Annotated in this window: 15 protein-coding genes; 12 read left to right on the top strand and 3 right to left on the bottom strand. The window is 50.9% G+C overall.

Annotated features, from left to right (window positions below; translation table 11 throughout):
* A partial coding sequence (locus tag FD34_RS06620; protein WP_157046892.1) for an IS30 family transposase occupies positions 1–327 on the top strand: 327 nt, incomplete at its 5' end.
* A gap of 188 nt (positions 328–515) precedes the next feature.
* Here FD34_RS06620 and FD34_RS06615 read toward each other — a convergent pair.
* Positions 516–2,096 carry a peptide chain release factor 3 gene (locus FD34_RS06615; RefSeq protein ID WP_057807978.1) on the bottom strand — a complete coding sequence of 527 codons (1,581 nt, stop codon included), beginning with the start codon at positions 2,094–2,096 and terminating at the stop codon, positions 516–518.
* A gap of 183 nt (positions 2,097–2,279) precedes the next feature.
* On the opposite strand from FD34_RS06615, the gene FD34_RS06610 reads away from it, so the two are divergent.
* The 3 genes from FD34_RS06610 to FD34_RS06600 all read left to right on the top strand — a co-directional run bounded on the left by FD34_RS06610 (position 2,280) and on the right by FD34_RS06600 (position 5,714).
* Entirely contained in the window at positions 2,280–3,620 is a 1,341-nt protein-coding gene (locus tag FD34_RS06610; protein WP_083479921.1) for an LCP family protein, read from the top strand.
* A gap of 181 nt (positions 3,621–3,801) precedes the next feature.
* A complete protein-coding gene (locus tag FD34_RS06605; protein WP_057807976.1) occupies positions 3,802–4,497 on the top strand; it encodes a hypothetical protein in 696 nt (231 codons plus the stop codon).
* Between the two features lie 95 nt (positions 4,498–4,592).
* Positions 4,593–5,714, top strand: coding sequence for an AI-2E family transporter (locus FD34_RS06600; RefSeq protein WP_057807974.1), 1,122 nt, complete (start codon positions 4,593–4,595; stop codon positions 5,712–5,714).
* 64 nt (positions 5,715–5,778) lie between these two features.
* Here the strand turns inward: FD34_RS06600 and FD34_RS06595 are convergent, their stop codons facing one another.
* Positions 5,779–6,492, bottom strand: coding sequence for a MucBP domain-containing protein (locus FD34_RS06595; RefSeq protein WP_057807971.1), 714 nt, complete (start codon positions 6,490–6,492; stop codon positions 5,779–5,781).
* 160 nt (positions 6,493–6,652) lie between these two features.
* Between FD34_RS06595 and FD34_RS06590 the strand changes: the two genes are divergently transcribed.
* On the top strand, positions 6,653–7,249 hold the full coding sequence (locus tag FD34_RS06590; RefSeq protein ID WP_057807969.1) for an ECF transporter S component: 597 nt from the start codon (positions 6,653–6,655) through the stop codon (positions 7,247–7,249).
* Positions 7,250–7,304: 55 nt separating this feature from the next.
* Here the strand turns inward: FD34_RS06590 and FD34_RS06585 are convergent, their stop codons facing one another.
* The gene (locus FD34_RS06585; RefSeq protein WP_057807967.1) at positions 7,305–9,524 is read right to left on the bottom strand and encodes an ATP-dependent Clp protease ATP-binding subunit; all 2,220 of its coding nucleotides are present in this window, start codon (positions 9,522–9,524) and stop codon (positions 7,305–7,307) included.
* Between the two features lie 259 nt (positions 9,525–9,783).
* Here FD34_RS06585 and FD34_RS06580 point away from each other — a divergent pair, with 259 nt between their 5' ends.
* The 7 genes from FD34_RS06580 to FD34_RS06550 all read left to right on the top strand — a co-directional run bounded on the left by FD34_RS06580 (position 9,784) and on the right by FD34_RS06550 (position 15,946).
* On the top strand, positions 9,784–9,963 hold the full coding sequence (locus FD34_RS06580; RefSeq protein WP_410174590.1) for a hypothetical protein: 180 nt from the start codon (positions 9,784–9,786) through the stop codon (positions 9,961–9,963).
* A gap of 142 nt (positions 9,964–10,105) precedes the next feature.
* Positions 10,106–10,372, top strand: a complete 267-nt coding sequence (locus tag FD34_RS06575) for a phosphocarrier protein HPr (RefSeq protein ID WP_057807962.1) — start codon at positions 10,106–10,108, stop codon at positions 10,370–10,372.
* Positions 10,372–12,105: a phosphoenolpyruvate--protein phosphotransferase gene (ptsP, locus tag FD34_RS06570; RefSeq protein ID WP_057807960.1), complete on the top strand. Its 1,734-nt coding sequence runs from the start codon at positions 10,372–10,374 to the stop codon at positions 12,103–12,105. Before FD34_RS06575 ends, ptsP begins: the two co-directional genes overlap by 1 nt.
* Before the next feature lie 165 nt (positions 12,106–12,270).
* Complete coding sequence (locus FD34_RS06565; protein ID WP_057807958.1) at positions 12,271–13,467, top strand: glycosyltransferase family 4 protein; 1,197 nt, start codon at positions 12,271–12,273, stop codon at positions 13,465–13,467.
* Between the two features lie 13 nt (positions 13,468–13,480).
* Positions 13,481–14,515, top strand: a complete 1,035-nt coding sequence (locus FD34_RS06560) for a glycosyltransferase family 4 protein (protein ID WP_057807956.1) — start codon at positions 13,481–13,483, stop codon at positions 14,513–14,515.
* Positions 14,508–15,524, top strand: coding sequence for a lysylphosphatidylglycerol synthase transmembrane domain-containing protein (locus tag FD34_RS06555; protein ID WP_057807953.1), 1,017 nt, complete (start codon positions 14,508–14,510; stop codon positions 15,522–15,524). The genes FD34_RS06560 and FD34_RS06555 overlap by 8 nt, the downstream gene beginning before the upstream one ends.
* A gap of 173 nt (positions 15,525–15,697) precedes the next feature.
* Positions 15,698–15,946 carry a DUF1797 family protein gene (locus tag FD34_RS06550; protein ID WP_057807951.1) on the top strand — a complete coding sequence of 83 codons (249 nt, stop codon included), beginning with the start codon at positions 15,698–15,700 and terminating at the stop codon, positions 15,944–15,946.
* The last annotated feature ends 312 nt before the right edge of the window (positions 15,947–16,258 follow it).

Raw genomic sequence — 16,258 nt, 5'->3', positions numbered from 1 at the left:
AAACAGTCTCGTCATCTTTTTAAGTCCATCACCTTTGACAACGGTAAGGAATTCGCGGGCTGGCGTGAGATTGCCAATAAGCACGATATCCAGACATATTTTGCGGAAGTCGGTGCGCCTAATCAGCGAGGGTTAAACGAAAACACCAACGGTATTCTTCGGCGTGATGGCCTGAGTAAAAAGAAAGACTTCCGTAATCTCCCGGATGAATTAGTTACTCAGCTAATGTCATACCGGAACAATATTCCACGGAAGTCACTGCACTACCGCACACCCATTGAGGTATTCATGGAGAATATCACAGATGCACAGTTAGTTTCTTTCTAACTTAATTTGACATTTCAGGAATAATAAAAAGCTAATAACATTACTATTACGAATAAGCAGGTACTTGGAACAAGATCTTGTACTTCACCTGGAATAATACTTACTGCTCCAATCAAGGATACTGATCCAAGTACCCCTAACATAATATTAATAATTTTATTGCTTATATTCTTCATCCTACTTATCCTTTATAATTTCGCCGTCAGCTTAACATCCGGGTACTTCTGCTTAAACCAATTCTCGGCAAACTGATTCTCAAACAGGAAGAGTGGTTGGCCATGGATATCCTTAACCAGGATGTTTCGTGACGAGGACATCTTCTCATCCAGCTGATCTGGATCGATCCACCGAGCGGTCTTGTGGCCCATTGGCTCCATGATAACGTCTGAGTTGTATTCGTTCTTCATCCGGAATTTAAAAACCTCAAACTGCAGCTGACCAACGGCCCCTAGAATGTAATCGTTGGAAGTGTAGCTCTTGTAGAGTTGAACGGCCCCTTCCTGAACCAGCTGGTTAATCCCCTTATGGAAGGATTTCTGCTTCATGACATTCTTGGCAGAGACCCGGACGAAGAGCTCCGGGGTAAACTGTGGTAGTTTCTCAAACTGGATATTCTTCTTACCTGTGTAGATCGAGTCACCAATCTGGAAGTTCCCAGTATCATATAGGCCGATGATATCCCCAGCCACCGCCGTCTCAACGTTCTCCCGGGTATCGGCCATGAACTCGGTCACGTTGGATAAGCGGAGCGGCTTCTGGGTCCGAGCCAGGGTGACATCCATTCCCCGGTCAAATTTGCCGGAACAGATCCGGACAAAGGCAATCCGGTCTCGGTGCCGCGGGTTCATGTTGGCCTGAATCTTGAAGACAAAGCCGGAGAACTCCTTATCGAGTGGCTTGACGACCTCACCACCTTCAGTCTTGTGTTCGCCCGGGGCTGGGGCAAATTGCAGGTAATTTTCCAGGAAGGTCTGGACCCCAAAATTAGTCAGGGCCGACCCGAAGAAAACTGGTGTCTGGTCCCCACGGGCAATCTTATCTCGGTCAAGTTCGTTGCCGGCAACCTCGATTAGTTCCATTCCGTCGAGAGCATCCTGCCATTCACCAGAACCGGCCAGTGGATTGTCCCCCTTAACATTGCTGTTATCGTCCAGCGACAGGTATGGATGATCAGGATCGGCTGGGTGAGTTAAGGCGACGCGGTGGTTAAAGCGGTCGTAAATCCCCTTGAATTGGTGCCCGGACCCGATCGGCCAGTTCATCGGGTAGGTTTCAATGCCCAGCACATCCTCAACCTCATTTAGTAGGTCTAATGGTTCTCGGGCATCACGGTCGAACTTATTCATAAAGGTAAAGATCGGAATCCCCCGCATCTTACAAATCTGGAAGAGCTTTTTAGTCTGGGGTTCGATTCCCTTGGCGGAGTCGATCACCATGACCGCGGAGTCGACCGCCATCAGAGTCCGGTAGGTATCTTCAGAGAAGTCCTCGTGCCCCGGAGTATCCAGGATGTTGATCCGCTTACCCTGAAAGTCAAACTGCATGACAGAGGAGGTAACGGAGATTCCCCGTTTCTTTTCGATCTCCATCCAGTCAGACTTGGCAAAATTTCCGGTCTTCCGGGCCTTGACCGTTCCGGCTTCACGAACAACACCCCCGAAGAGGAGAAGCTGCTCGGTGATCGTGGTCTTTCCGGCGTCAGGGTGGGAGATGATGGCAAAGGTTCGTCGCTTATTTACGGCTTCAGCGAGTTCTTTAGTTGATTTCATCGATAAAATCCTTTCATATTGTATTCGCAAAATATCTCTACTATATTAATATACTTTTTCATTAAAGTCTAACTTTCCAAAAGGTTACAGAAAGGTTAAACTATAAGTATTACATTGAATTTACATTAACAAATTTGCTATATTTGATACTGTTAGAATTTATTTGGTCGAGGTATTAATCCTATGGATAATAATAATCATCGCGAATCGCGTGAAGATTACCGAAAACGAATGGAAGAGCGAATTCGCCAGCAGGTTAATGAAAATCGTCAGCGCGAACAAGCAGAGCAGGCTAGTGAAATGCCAAACGACTGCCAAGAATCCAGCAACAATTTTAAACCACCAGTGAAGCATCACTACCATATGCCAAACTGGATGCGGACCCTGATATGGTTCTTAATTATCCTGGTAGCCTTGGGCGGCTTCTATGAGTATCACAAGATCCACTCTGCTGCTACGGGAATGTTTGCCAATGGTAACGGTAAGATCAGTAAGAAACTGCAACGTGGGGATCCGGTCTCTGTCCTCACAATGGGAACCGACGTCGGTGCTCTTAACCGGGGTAATAAGGGTGGTAACACTGACTCGATGGAGCTCTTTACCATCAACCCTAAGTCTAAGACGATCACGATGACCAGTATTCCACGTGATATCTTGGTCCGGGCCAGCACCAAGGACGGTCCTGATTATGTCAAGTTGAACGCTGTCTACGCAATTGGTGGTGCTAAGCAATCAGAGAGACAGGTTGAAGAACTGCTAGGGGTCCCAATTGACTACTATGCCGTTATCAACATGGGGGTCCTTGAAAAAGTAGTTAACTCCGTCGGTGGGGTTGACGTTGATAACCCGTTTGCCTTTGATTACGAGGGTCACCACTTTAAGAAGGGAAAACAACACTTAAACGGGACTAATGCCCTCAAGTATTCTCGGATGCGGTATGACGATCCTAATAATGACTATGGTCGGCAAAAGCGGCAACAGCAGATCCTACGTAACGTTATTCAGAAGTTCAAGACCTCAGGCTCGATTGGTGCTGCTAATAAGATCCTTGATGCCGTTGGTGATGGGGTTAAGACCAATATTCCAATTGATAATATTGCGGCCCTCTACGGCAACTATCACGGAGCAATGGATAACGTCAAGACCTACCACTTTCAAGGTCAAAACGCGACGATTGATGGAGTCTCCTTCCAGATCGCTAGTCCTAAAGAAATTAACCGGATTTCCAAGCTGGTTCGAAAGCAGCTGGGACTAAAGTCAAAGACGATCGTTAATCATGAGACTAGGATGTATAAGTCTCAGCCAAACTTTGATGGTTACAATAATACTGACTTTATTTTGCCTGGTGGTGCTTCTTATAATGATCCCGGTAGTGGTAATGATAGCGATGAGGTCACCAGCAGTCATTATCGCAGTTCTAAAACGACCAGTTATGAGGAGAGTAGTGCTTCTCAACGGCAGCGTTTGAGTTATCATTCATATCGTACACCATCATATTCAGCCACTAATCAGTATGGCTATTAAATAAGTATAAGGACGATAGATGAAACATAATTGTTTCGTTTATCGTCTTTTTCAGTGTTAGAATGGAGGTGTAAGAGAAGGGCAATATAATTAGTACTTTCAAGTGCTTGAAAGTACTAATTATCCATGATACGATTTAAACTAAAATGATTTTACCGGTAAAACTAGGGAGGAAGTTCGTATGAAAAAGATCTTAAAGAATACTGTTGTGGGGATTGCAGCATTAACAACCTCCGTATTTCTTACCGCCTGTGGACAGCAAGCAGCTAGCAGTCAATCAAGTCGTAGTTCGTCTAGCACGCCATCCACAGAGAGTGAATCATCGCGTGCATATCATTCAGCCGAGCATTTAATTCGGCAGGGTAACTATAAAGCAGCCTCAACGAAACTCAATAGTGTTAATCATCGTTCTCAACAAGTCAATAATTTAAATACTGACTTACATAATTATATGAATGCTAAGAAGTCTTACAACAATGGGGACTATGAAGGGGCCAATAATAATCTGGTACCATTAAAGTCTAAGAGTTCAGCCATGCGCGGGGCATACTCTGATCTGCAAAGTAAGATTTCTAACGCTAAGAAGATAAGTTCAAGCAGCAGTGCTGTTGTAAGTAGTTCCACAACGAGCAGCTCTAGTAGTAGTATGGCTACTAGTCAAAGCACTACTGCCAGCCAGACAAGTACTAGCGTGATTAATAATTTTGCCAACAAAATGGGTTTCAGCAGTAGGGGCTATGAAATTACCCCAACTGCCAAGAACGGTAATAGTTACCGTCTTGAGGTTCGGCAGAGTAACCAAGATAACACCGTTGCCAATATGGTTGGGATTTACCAGTATAACTCTCAAACCGGCACGGCCACTAAGGTTCAATAATAAATTAAGTAAACAGTCCGTACCAGGTTCTGTGGTATGGGCTGTTTATCTGTTTCATATTAGTTTTAATACATAAAAGCAGAAGTGAGGATACTATGTCTAGTCGAAAATTCTATCACTGGCTCTTTTGGCCGTTGGTGCTTCTTGTCATTGCCACATTGATCTTCGTTTGTACTAAGATCGAGTTTATTTTCAAACCCTTTTTAACCTTCATCTCGGTGGTCTTTGTGCCGCTGATCCTGTCGGGCTTCCTCTATTATATGCTGAACCCAATCCTTAAGTTGATCCTGAAGATCCGGATCGGCCGCTTTCACCTCAATAAGGGAATAGCCAGCTTACTCTTGGTTGCTCTGTTGATTCTGATCATTGTCAGCGGGCTGGCTGCCCTAATCCCGCCGGTGGTCAAGGAAATCACCAGCCTGGTAACTCACCTGCCACAGACCGCTAGCGGGATCCAGCGCTTGTTGAACAATACTATCCAGCAATCACCACTCAAAAACGTTGACCTGAATTCCTACTATCGGCAGTTTGACCACCAGTTGGCCAAGTACGCTCAACTGATTCTGAAGGGGTTATCCTCGCGGGTCGGGGACATCGTCGGGATGGTCACCAACATCACAATCGTTACTATCACCGTACCGGTCATGCTCTTCTATATGCTTAAAGACGGTTCCAAGCTCGGCCCTAGTGTGCAGAAATGGCTGTCGCCACACCATGCCAAGGAGGTTGGTCAGCTGCTAACTAAGATGAATGATACCCTGTCTTCTTATATTTCTGGGCAGGTGATTGAGTGTCTCTTCGTTGGGGTCTTCACCTCGGTTGGCTACCTGATTATTCACCAGCCACTAGCCCTAATCCTGGGGATTGTGGCCGGTCTATGCAATATTATTCCCTACATTGGGCCCTATATTGGGATCGCCCCGGCCCTATTCGTCTCGCTGACGATGGCACCAAAGAAGCTGATTCCGGTGATTATCGTTGTCTTGATCGTTCAGCAAATTGATGGTAATATCGTTTATCCGAACATTATTGGCCGCAGCCTCAAGATTCATCCGCTGACGATCATTTTACTTTTGTTGGCAGCGGGGCACATTGCGGGAATTGCGGGGATGATCCTCTGCATCCCGGCCTATGCGGTGGTTAAGACCGTCTGTGAGTACTTCTTTGATATTTATCGGATTGAGCACCCGGTGGAGGAAAAACAAACAGATAGATAAATAAAGGCGCTGATCAATGCTACAAAAATTGGTCAGCGTCTTTTATCGTATAACTGGAGGCTAGTTATTCCTCTTCATCAATCTTCACGTAGTTTCCCGAGACGTACTGCTTTGGCCCGATCTCGTACCAGGTCAGCTGGTCGTTATCACTCAGCTTACCGACCAGAGTAACCGCTTGACCGTCGGCGACCTTATCGACCTGGTTGCCGTATGGGGCATCGTAGACCCCAACCGCCTTGCCAGGAATGTAGTCAATGGTAGCTTTGACGTGGTTAAGCTTCAGGACGGTCAGCTGGTTGGCCAACCGTGAGGGGATCTTCTCCTTACTGCCGAAGGGGTTATCGACGACGTGCATCTGCTCGTACTTGATCCACTGATCGGCCCCGATCTCATACCAGAACTGCCCATCCTTAGTGGCGACCCGCTGGAAGGCCTTGATGGTGATGTCCTGCGGCAGGGGCTGGCCGACCGGCATCCCCTCGACCGTGTCGTAAATCACGGTCGGCGCGTCTAGGGCCAGGTACATGTCGATGTCCTGGACCTCACCCCAGGATTGCTTCCGGTAGAAGAGCTTGACGTTGCGCTGGGTCATGTCGAAGCTGCCACTGAGGTCACCATCGGCCTTGACAAAGTTGTAGTTGGGGAACTTCTTCTTATTAACCTGGAACTCCTCGCCGATCCGGCCCCGCAACAGCTGGGGGACGATTAGGTTGGCGCCCGAGTCGATGTCAACGTAATAAACCCAAATTGGGTTACCGGTTTTAAACTGTTCAAACATATTTCCACCCCATTAAAGATCGTATTTTCTTTATTATACCGCTTTTTGCCGTTTAACACGTATTCGGTCGGCTTTTTAACCCCATGTTAAAACTTACAAATAGCCAGGGGCACGCCGATCTGGTAAAATTTACCTATCTTAGAAGAAACGAGGGCAGATAATGACACGGCACCAACGAATCCGGCGCAACACGACCCGGGCGATCTTCATGGCGATCATCATCCTCCAGGACCTGGTGCCATTCTTCGGCAACATCCCCCTAGGCCCGCTGAGCATCACCACCCTCCACGTCACCGTCATCCTGGCGGCAATTATTCTCGGACCGGGGGAGGGAGCAATCATCGGTAGCACCTGGGGTGTCTTGACCTGGGTGCGGGCCTTCGTGGCACCGACCAGCCCGCTGGCGCCCCTGGTCTTCACCAACCCGCTGGTGGCGATCCTGCCTCGAGTAATGATCGGCGTGGTGGCCGGTTACCTCTTCCGCCTCGTCCTCCGTTACAGCCATTCGGAGCGGCTGGCGGCGATCCTGGCGGCGGCTGTCGGAACGCTGACCAATACCGGCCTCGTCCTGGGGTTGATCTACCTCTTCTACCGGACCCCGGCTGTGGCCCAGGCCTATGGGGTCGACGTCAGTCACCTCCTGCCGGCCCTCCTGGCGATTATGGCGACCAATGGCCTGGCAGAGCTGGTCCTGGCCGTCATCGTGGTGCCCCTAGTGGCCATCCCCGTCCTGGAGGTCCGCCGCCGGTTGATATAAAAAAGAAGCGTCCTTGCCAAAATCGGCAGGGATGCTTCTTTTTATCCATAATTTGCTATTCGGCGTGATCGTCACTGGCATTGGTCGTGGCCGGCATGGCTGCAGCGGTGACGGTGATGTTGCCATTGTCATCGAGCTTAGCGGCCAGTTGCTTGACGTCGTTGTGGTCAAGGACGTAATCGGCAATCCGATCCTCAATCTGCTCCTGGATGACTCGCCGTAGTGGCCGAGCTCCCATCTTTGGATTGAAGCCCAGGTCAACGAGCTTAGCCGCAACGTCTTCCGGCACGTCAATGTGGAGGCCCCGATCGGCCAGCATCGTGTTGACGTCGGTAATCATCAGGTTGACGATCTTCATCAGGTCATCCTTAGTCAAAGCGTTGAACTGAACAATGTCATCGAACCGGTTCAAAAATTCCGGCTTGAAGTAATTGGTCAGCTGGTCGATGATCGAGTGGGTATTGCCGGTAGCCTCGGCACCAAAGCCGACGCTGGCCACGGCATCCCCGGTCCCGGCGTTGGAGGTCATGATGATGATAGTGTCCTTGAAGGAAACGGTCCGGCCTTGGGAGTCGGTCAGGCGGCCATCATCGAGGATCTGCAGGAACATGTGCATGACGTCCGGGTGAGCCTTTTCAACCTCATCGAGCAGGATCAGGCTGTACGGGTGCCGGCGGACTTGTTCAGTCAGCTGACCGGCCTCCTCGTAGCCGACGTAACCTGGGGCCGCCCCGATCAGCTTGGAGGTCGAGGCCTTATCCATGTATTCGGACATGTCGAACCGGATCATGGCATCCTTGGAACCGAAGAGCTGCTTGGCCAGCTGCTTAGCGGTCTCGGTCTTACCGACCCCGGTTGGGCCGACGAAGAGGAAGGAACCGATTGGCCGCCCAGACTTGTTCAGTCCGATCCGGTTCCGCCGAATGGCCCGGGCGATCTTGTCAACCGCCTCGTTTTGGCCAATGACGTGTTCCTCTAGCTTTTTATCGAGGTCGCGAAGCTGGTTTTCTTCCTGTTTCTGCAGGTCGCCGACGGGGATGTTGGTCTTCTCCTCGACAATCTTCTGCATGTCGGCCACGGTAACGGTTGCGGAGTCCTCAGTGTGGTTCCCCTCGGCCGCCTTCTTGGCCTTCTCTAGCCTGGTGACCTGGTCACGGTAGAAGGCCGCCTTTTCGTAATCCTGGTTGTCAACGGCTTGTTGCTTATGAGCCTCAGCGGTGTGGATCTCGTTTTCAATCGCGTTAGGATCCGCCGTCTTCAGGGTTAGGTTCTTACGTGAACCAGCTTCATCGAGCAGGTCAATGGCCTTGTCCGGCAGGAACCGGTCTTGGATGTAACGGTCGGACAGCTTGGCAGCGGCAACGATCGCGTCATCGGTGTACTTGACGTGGTGGTAATCTTGATAACGACCCTTGATCCCGTTCAGGATCTTAATCGTTTCGGCAACGGATGGTTCGTCAACCTCAACTGGTTGAAACCGCCGGGCGAGGGCAGCATCCTTTTCGATCTTCCGGTACTCGTTGAGGGTCGTGGCCCCGATGAGTTGGAAGTCGCCCCGGGCAAGAGCAGGCTTTAAGACGTTGCCGGCGTCCATGCCACCCTCGGCATTACCGGCACCCATGATTTCGTGGATTTCGTCAATGAAGAGGATGATGTTCTTGTTCTTCTGGACTTCCTGCATCAGCTGTTGCATCCGCTTCTCGAACTGGCCACGGATCCCGGTACCCTGGACCAGGGAGACGACGTCGAGCCGGATGATCTCCTTGTTGGCCAGCTTCTCCGGTACCTCACCGGAGACAATTGACTGGGCGAGACCCTCGACAACCGCGGTCTTACCAACCCCGGCTTCCCCGATCAGGACCGGGTTGTTCTTGGTCCGCCGGTTGAGGATTTCGATGACCCGCTTGATCTCGTTGTCCCGGCCGATTACCGGGTCGATCTTACCCTGACGGGCCATGTCGGTGAGGTTGATCCCGTACTGGCCGAGGATTCCCTTGCCGCCACGGCGACCAGCCTGGCGTTGACCCTGGGCCCCGGCCGCCTGACCATTGGCACCAGCGGCCTGACTTTGCATGTTGTTCATCGCGTTCATGAAGTCTTCGAGGCTTCCAAAATTGAAGTTATTCATTCCGTTCCCCCCGTTCATCATATTGGTTTGCAGGTTTTGTAGTTTTTGATAGCAATTTTGGCAGAGGTCAATTTGAACCCGCTGACCGTTGAAGTTCATCTGTAGGTGAATCGTCGCGGGATTTTGATGACAATTTTGACAGAGCATCTAATAAAATACCTCCTTGAAAAGTGTGGTGAAAGGTCGAAAACCATTTTGACCTTTCTTGACCATTGATTACATTATACTAACTTTTAGTCGTAACGCAAGTCAGAAGTCCTGGCTTAAGAAAAACGTTAACGCCCGTCCGCGTAAGCACCGGTCGAATGGCTACCTAAAGTTTAGCACTCTTTACCGTAGAATGCTAAAATGGGCGGTGGTAAAATGGGGTCCTATTTATGATAGAATCTCAGGGGAGGTGATGATAATGGAGAACTATGAACAGCAACTCGACGACCTGCGTGCCGGTAAGATCGACCACTTCGAGATCACACCGGAGAACTTCCAGGCCTTCCAACGGGTCTACCACGCCTACCCGTACCGGACCCAGATTGAGGGGAAGGCCAACATTGGCGGTAATATTACCTATCACCTGCGCCAGCGCTGATGAATTCACCAAAAGGGCGAGTTTAATCTTCACTGATCTTGTATTTAACGCTTACAATTGATAAAATATACGTATCGAGGTGTATCAGAGGTGTATGGCCGCTGATAATTAAGTAAATCTGCTCGAAGGAGACTGATTAAGTATGGAAAAACGTGACTTTACGATTACTGCTGAGACTGGTATTCACGCACGTCCAGCAACGATTTTGGTACAAACTGCATCCAAGTACAGCTCAGATGTAACCCTGTCCTATGAGGGCAAGAGCGTCAACCTGAAGTCCATCATGGGGGTTATGTCCCTCGGTGTTGGTCAAAACGCCGACGTTACCATCACGGCTAACGGTGACGACGAGAAGGAAGTCTTGGACGCCGTTGCCGAAACAATGAAGAAGGAAGGATTGACTGACTAATGTCTTTGCTACTGGACGGGTTGGCAGCGAGTAGTGGCATTGCCATTGCACCTGCCTACCTGTTAGTAGGGCCAGATCTATCCATTAAGAAACAGCATACTGCTGACAAGAATCATGAAGTCGCCCGGCTTCGTGATTCTTTTACGTTAACCACCAAAGAATTGCGAGCTATCCGTCAGCGGGCCCACCAGGACCTGGGGCAGCAGGCGGCCGCGGTGGTGGATGCGCAGCTGACGATGGTGGATGATCCCGTCCTCGTAAAGAAGATCGAAAACTTAATCAACGAACAGGCCGCAACGGCGGAGTGGGCGGTCAAGCTGATCACCGACCACTACTTGGAGCTCTTCGAACGGATGAATGGTAACGACTACTTGAACTCACGCGCCTTAGCCATCCGGGACCTCTACAAGCGGGTAATTAGCCACCTGCTGGGGACCAAGTTGCCAGATCCAGCAGCCTTGGACCATCGGGCGATCCTAGTCGCTACCAACATCACGCCGACCGATACCGCCCAATTTGACCGGCGCTACGTCGCGGGGCTGATAACGGACTACGGGGGACGGACTTCGCATTTCTCCATCATGTCTAAAACCTTGGATCTGCCAGTGGTGGTTGGCACCCATACGGCTACCAAGAAGATCAACGATGGGGATCTGCTGGTCGTCGATGGGATTCATGGCAAGGTGATCGTCAACCCGACTGAAGCGCAGCTGGAGCACTACCGGCTGCTGGCCGGCGAATTTGCTCGTGAGCAGCAGGTATGGGGCGCATTGCGTGACCAACACACCATCAGTCGTGATGGGCGCCGGTATGAGGTGGGGGCCAACGTTGGCAGCCTGCGTGATATTGACACTGCCCGGGACCACGGTGCCGAGGGGATCGGCCTTTTGCGGACCGAGTTTCTGTACATGGATCAGACCGAGCTGCCAAGTGAGGATGACCAGTTCAAGGCCTATCGCCAATTCGTCAGTGGGATGGACCAGCAGCGGGTCGTGGCCCGGACCTTGGACATCGGCGGCGACAAGCGCCTGGGGATGCTCAAATTACCCCGGGAGGACAATCCCTACCTGGGTTTCCGGGCGATCCGAATCGGGCTGGCCGAGCCGACGGTGTTGCGTCCCCAGTTGCGGGCCCTGCTCCGGGCGTCGGTCTACGGGCGGTTGGCAATCATGTTTCCGATGATCGCCACCCCCGAGGAATTCACCCGGGCCCGGGAAATCCTGGACGAGGAGGAACGTAAGCTCAGCCGGGCCGGCATTGCGGTGGCTGGTAATATTGAGGTCGGGATGATGCTGGAGGTACCATCGGCGGCGGTGATGGCCGACGTCTTCGCCCCCGATGTTGACTTCTTCAGCATCGGCAGCAACGACCTGATCCAGTACCTCTTCGCTGCCGACCGGGGGAACTCCCGGGTAGCCTACCTCTACCAGGAGCTCCATCCGGCGGTCCTTCGCCTGGTCAAGCGGGTGATCGACGCCGCCCACGCCGAGGGCAAGTGGGTTGGGATGTGTGGCGAGATGGCCGGTAATCCCCTAGCAACCCCACTTTTGACTGCGATGGGGCTGGACGAGTTTTCAATGAACAGTAGTCAGATCCTACCGATTCGCTCCCTGATCAGCCACCTTAATGTCCGCCAGCTTCAACCGCTGGTCCACCGGGCCCTGGCCGCCCGCAGCGCCCGCGAGGTGGAGATGCTAGTGCGGGAATACGTACCAATATTAAGGAAAAATTAATCATTTCGGGCAGTACGGTGATGCGACGCTTTCGCCGTGCTGTTTTGTATTGGTACCAGAACTTGTCAGTGAAACTATTTAATCTTAGAATGGATTGAGATGTCTTTTTAGTAAGCATTCGCGTATAATTATTATGGCTAAATACGTTTTAAAGGAGCAATTAGTTTGAATATCGGTCTCTTTACAGATACATATTTTCCACAAGTCAGTGGGGTCGCAACCTCCATTAAAACCCTTCGTGACGAACTGATTGCCCAGGGGCACCACGTCTATATCTTCACGACTACCGATCCACAGGCCAAGCATGATGATGTGGCGGCCGGGATCTATCGTTTTCCCAGCATCCCCTTTGTTTCGTTTAAAGAACGGCGGATCGCGGTTCGGGGCGGCTTTCGGGCGGTCAAGTTGGCCAAGCAATTTCAGCTCGATATCGTCCATAACCAGACCGAGTTTGCCCTGGGGATGATCGGTAAGCTGGTGGCCCACGAGCTGAAGATTCCCTGCCTGCATACCTACCATACGATGTACCAGGACTATCTCCACTACATTGCGAACGGCCACATCGTCAAGCCGCGCAACGTCGCCACCTTCGTCCATCTCTACATGAAGAGCATCGACGGGTTAATCGCACCGAGTGACCGGGTCCTCGACACCATGCACAGCTACCACGTGACGGCACCGATCCGGGTGATTCCAACCGGGATTAACCTCCGTGTATACCAGCAGCGGGACTCGCCGGCCCAGCTACACGCCCTGCGACAACGCTATGGTTACGCTGATGATACCCCGGTCCTGCTTTCCCTGAGCCGGCTGGCCTACGAGAAAAATATCAACGCCCTGATTGCGGCGATGCCCGATATTCTCGCCCAGCGACCGACTGCCCAGTTGCTAATTGTGGGGGCGGGACCGGCCCGGCAGAGTTTAGAGCGGCAGGTCCGCCAGCTGGGCCTGACTGAACACGTCCAGTTTGCCGGTGAGATCGACAATAGTGAGGTTTACCATTACTATCAGATGGCCGATGTTTTCGTGTCGGCTTCTGATTCGGAATCCCAGGGCTTGACCTACGATGAGGCCCTGGCGTCCGACCTACCGATTGTGGTGATGCGGAGTAAGTACACCGACGAGCTGATTGATGATCCCGCCATCGGGGTCAGTTTTCAGCAGCAGAGTGGTTTAGTCCGTGGAGTGCTGCATTACCTGGATCACCCGGACACGGAGAAATCTCATGACCGGCGCCAGGCCAAGCTGCATTCGATCTCTGCGGAAGTCTTTGCCCAGCAGGTAGTCCGTTTCTACACCGATTGCCAGGCGGAACTGGCGGCTCGGCAGGCGGCTAAGACCAGGCACCGTTTGTTTCACTGATTAAGGAGTCATTATGCTTAAGGTTACAATGTTTTCATCAGCAGATAAGGTTGCTGGTCAGGGGGTCGGCAGCGCGTACTTAGAGTTAGTCCACCTGTTGGAGAGCAATTTTCGGGATGAATTCGATATTGCGATCAATGAGTATCAACCGTCGACAATCAGCCATTACCACACAATCGATCCACGTTTCTACCTGTCGACCTTCTCTGCTAAGCGGGGGCGCAAGATCGGCTACGTACACTTTTTACCAGAGACTCTGGAGGGCAGCTTAAAGATTCCGCAGCCGTTTCGGGGGCTCTTTTATCGTTATATCATTGCCTTCTACAAGCGGATGGACCATCTGGTGGTGGTCAACCCGGCTTTTATTGATAAATTGGTGGCCTACGGAATTCCCCGGCAGGAAATCAGCTACATTCCGAATTTTGTCGACAGTGACCGCTTTCACCCGGTGACCCCGGAGGAGAAGTGTGCCCTGCGCGACAAGTACCACCTTCCCCAGGATCGTTTTGTTGTCTTCGGCAGCGGTCAGGTTCAGGAACGCAAGGGGGTACCGGACTTCATTCAGTTGGCCCGGCAGAACGAGGATGTTCAGTTCGTCTGGGCCGGGGGCTTTTCCTTTGGCCGGCTGACGGATGGCTACCAGGAACTCAAGCGGGTGGTGGACAACCCACCGGCCAACCTGCGCTTCACTGGGATTGTCTCCCGCGACGAAATCGCCGAATTGAACGGGGCGGCGGACCTTTTTCTGCTGCCGTCATATAACGAGCTCTTCCCAATGTCGGTCTTGGAGGCCTTTAGCTGTGGGACGGCAGTATTACTAAGAGACCTTGACCTTTACCACTCGATCATCGAAGGGGACTACGAGCCTGCGGAAGATCTTGATGAGATGCAGATGAAGCTGACTCTGCTACGCAACGATCCGGCCCGGTTGGCCCATTGGCAACATCAGGCCCACTTGGCCGCTCAGCGCTATTCCAAGGAGCACCTGGCTAAGGTCTGGCACGATTTCTATTGTCAGCAGGCACGGGAGGAGCAGGCACGTGAATAGACGAAATTGGTTAGTTCTCATCCTGATGTTACTGATTGGGGTAGGAATCATTGGTTATTCCCTTAGGACAGTTAATTTGAGCCTACTGATAAGGGAGTTTAATACCCTAAACTGGGGCTGGATGCTGGTGGCCTTTCTCTGTATTTGCCTCTACCTGACCCTAGAGGGGGTTGTGGTGAAGGTCTTCATGCGGGATCGGCACCGGGACTTCACCTGGAAGGATTCCCTGCGCTTGCCCCCAATTGAGCAGCTCTTTAACGGAATTACACCGTTTTCGGCGGGGGGACAGCCTGCTCAGCTGGTGGCGATGCTCCAGTCTGGTGTTGACGGTGGTCAGGCTAGCTCGGTTTTGCTGATGAAGTTTGTCGTCTTTCAGGGGATGATCGTCATCAACTTCATCATTAGCCTCCTGATCGGTTTTCATTATATTGAGGAGAAGCTGCATGCCTTGGCGATCCTGGTTCTGTTGGGCTTTTTGATCCACCTGGCCGTAATAGTCGGTCTGCTGATGGTAATGTACTGGTATCAATTTACCAAGCGGGCACTGAATATCCTGATTCGTCCAGTGGCGATTTTTATCAAGCCAGCGCGCTATGAGAAGATGCGACTACGCTTGAACGAAATGGTCGACTCATTCTACCAAGAGAGCCTGAAGATGAAGAATGAGTACAAGATGATGGGGAAGGTCTGCGTCGTGACCCTCCTCCAGCTCTTCTTCTATTACGTGATTCCGTACTTCATCCTCTTGGCATTGGGTGTGCATCACGTTAATTTCATCATGGTGGTTAGCCTGCATGTCCTGATCTTTATGATTATTTCACTCTTCCCGATTCCGGGTGGGGCCGGGGGTGCTGAGTATAGTTTTTCAGTCCTGTTTGCTAGCTTCGTCCATTCCAACACTAAGCTGGTTCTGGCGATGATTCTCTGGCGCTTGATTACCTACTATTTCGGAATGATCGCGGGAATGGTTGCTCTGATGATCAAACCAGACCGGGTGAAGACAGAATAACGGGCTTGATATTGTTTCAGTATAATATTGCACGGGACCGCTGGTGTTCGGGAAAATTCGAATGCCAGCGGTCTTTTTGTGTGTATGGTGAGTATTTCGCTTAGAGTGAATCAGTTGAAGCATCTGGCCGGAAATAGTAGGGTAGAGATAGTAATTTGTTAGGGGAGAATGTAATGGCGACTTCACAGTTAGTACAGATAATTCGGCGATTGGACGCAATGCGCAACGACCAGACCGGGAATCGGCAGCGGCGAACCTTTGAGCAGTTCGGGATCCCGGTGTGTGAGGTGACCTATATTCGTGACCGGGATGAATTCGTTTATGTACGTTTTCGGCCGCACGAACGCTTCCGCTTTGATGACCTCGACCTGGTAGCGATTGAGGTCTTTAATTGTCTGTATGACTTTCGCAATACTTTCTGATTTTTTAAGAAAGGGTATTGACGAATGCTTGCGGGGTTGGTATATTATTACTTGCTGTTACGGAGAAGCAGTTGCTGTTAATTTGCAACTGATTTATTTCTTCAAAATGGTTGTTGACAATGAATGATTGCTTTGTTAACATATTAGAGTTGCCTCGTAAGTTATATGAGATTACTTGTTCCATTACTTGCTTTGAAAAAAGCACTTGACATTGAAATGATGGAATGATAATATTAAGAAGCTGCGTTCAACAGCTTGGTAGACCTTTGAAAACTGAACAAAGTTTTTGACGAACTAAATGTGTAGGGTCTT

The sequence above is a fragment of the Limosilactobacillus pontis DSM 8475 genome, from assembly GCF_001435345.1.
Classification (GTDB): domain Bacteria; phylum Bacillota; class Bacilli; order Lactobacillales; family Lactobacillaceae; genus Limosilactobacillus; species Limosilactobacillus pontis.
The sequence above is the reverse complement of the archived record's forward strand: the minus strand, read 5'-3'. Positions and strand labels throughout refer to the sequence as shown.

Coding starts and splice junctions, on each gene's coding strand:
- FD34_RS06615 (WP_057807978.1), bottom strand. CDS start 2,096: ATGAAATCAACTAAAGAACTCGCTGAAGCCGTAAATAAGCGACGAACC.
- FD34_RS06610 (WP_083479921.1), top strand. CDS start 2,280: ATGGATAATAATAATCATCGCGAATCGCGTGAAGATTACCGAAAACGA.
- FD34_RS06605 (WP_057807976.1), top strand. CDS start 3,802: ATGAAAAAGATCTTAAAGAATACTGTTGTGGGGATTGCAGCATTAACA.
- FD34_RS06600 (WP_057807974.1), top strand. CDS start 4,593: ATGTCTAGTCGAAAATTCTATCACTGGCTCTTTTGGCCGTTGGTGCTT.
- FD34_RS06595 (WP_057807971.1), bottom strand. CDS start 6,492: ATGTTTGAACAGTTTAAAACCGGTAACCCAATTTGGGTTTATTACGTT.
- FD34_RS06590 (WP_057807969.1), top strand. CDS start 6,653: ATGACACGGCACCAACGAATCCGGCGCAACACGACCCGGGCGATCTTC.
- FD34_RS06585 (WP_057807967.1), bottom strand. CDS start 9,524: ATGCTCTGTCAAAATTGTCATCAAAATCCCGCGACGATTCACCTACAG.
- FD34_RS06580 (WP_410174590.1), top strand. CDS start 9,784: ATGGAGAACTATGAACAGCAACTCGACGACCTGCGTGCCGGTAAGATC.
- FD34_RS06575 (WP_057807962.1), top strand. CDS start 10,106: ATGGAAAAACGTGACTTTACGATTACTGCTGAGACTGGTATTCACGCA.
- ptsP (WP_057807960.1), top strand. CDS start 10,372: ATGTCTTTGCTACTGGACGGGTTGGCAGCGAGTAGTGGCATTGCCATT.
- FD34_RS06560 (WP_057807956.1), top strand. CDS start 13,481: ATGCTTAAGGTTACAATGTTTTCATCAGCAGATAAGGTTGCTGGTCAG.
- FD34_RS06550 (WP_057807951.1), top strand. CDS start 15,698: ATGGCGACTTCACAGTTAGTACAGATAATTCGGCGATTGGACGCAATG.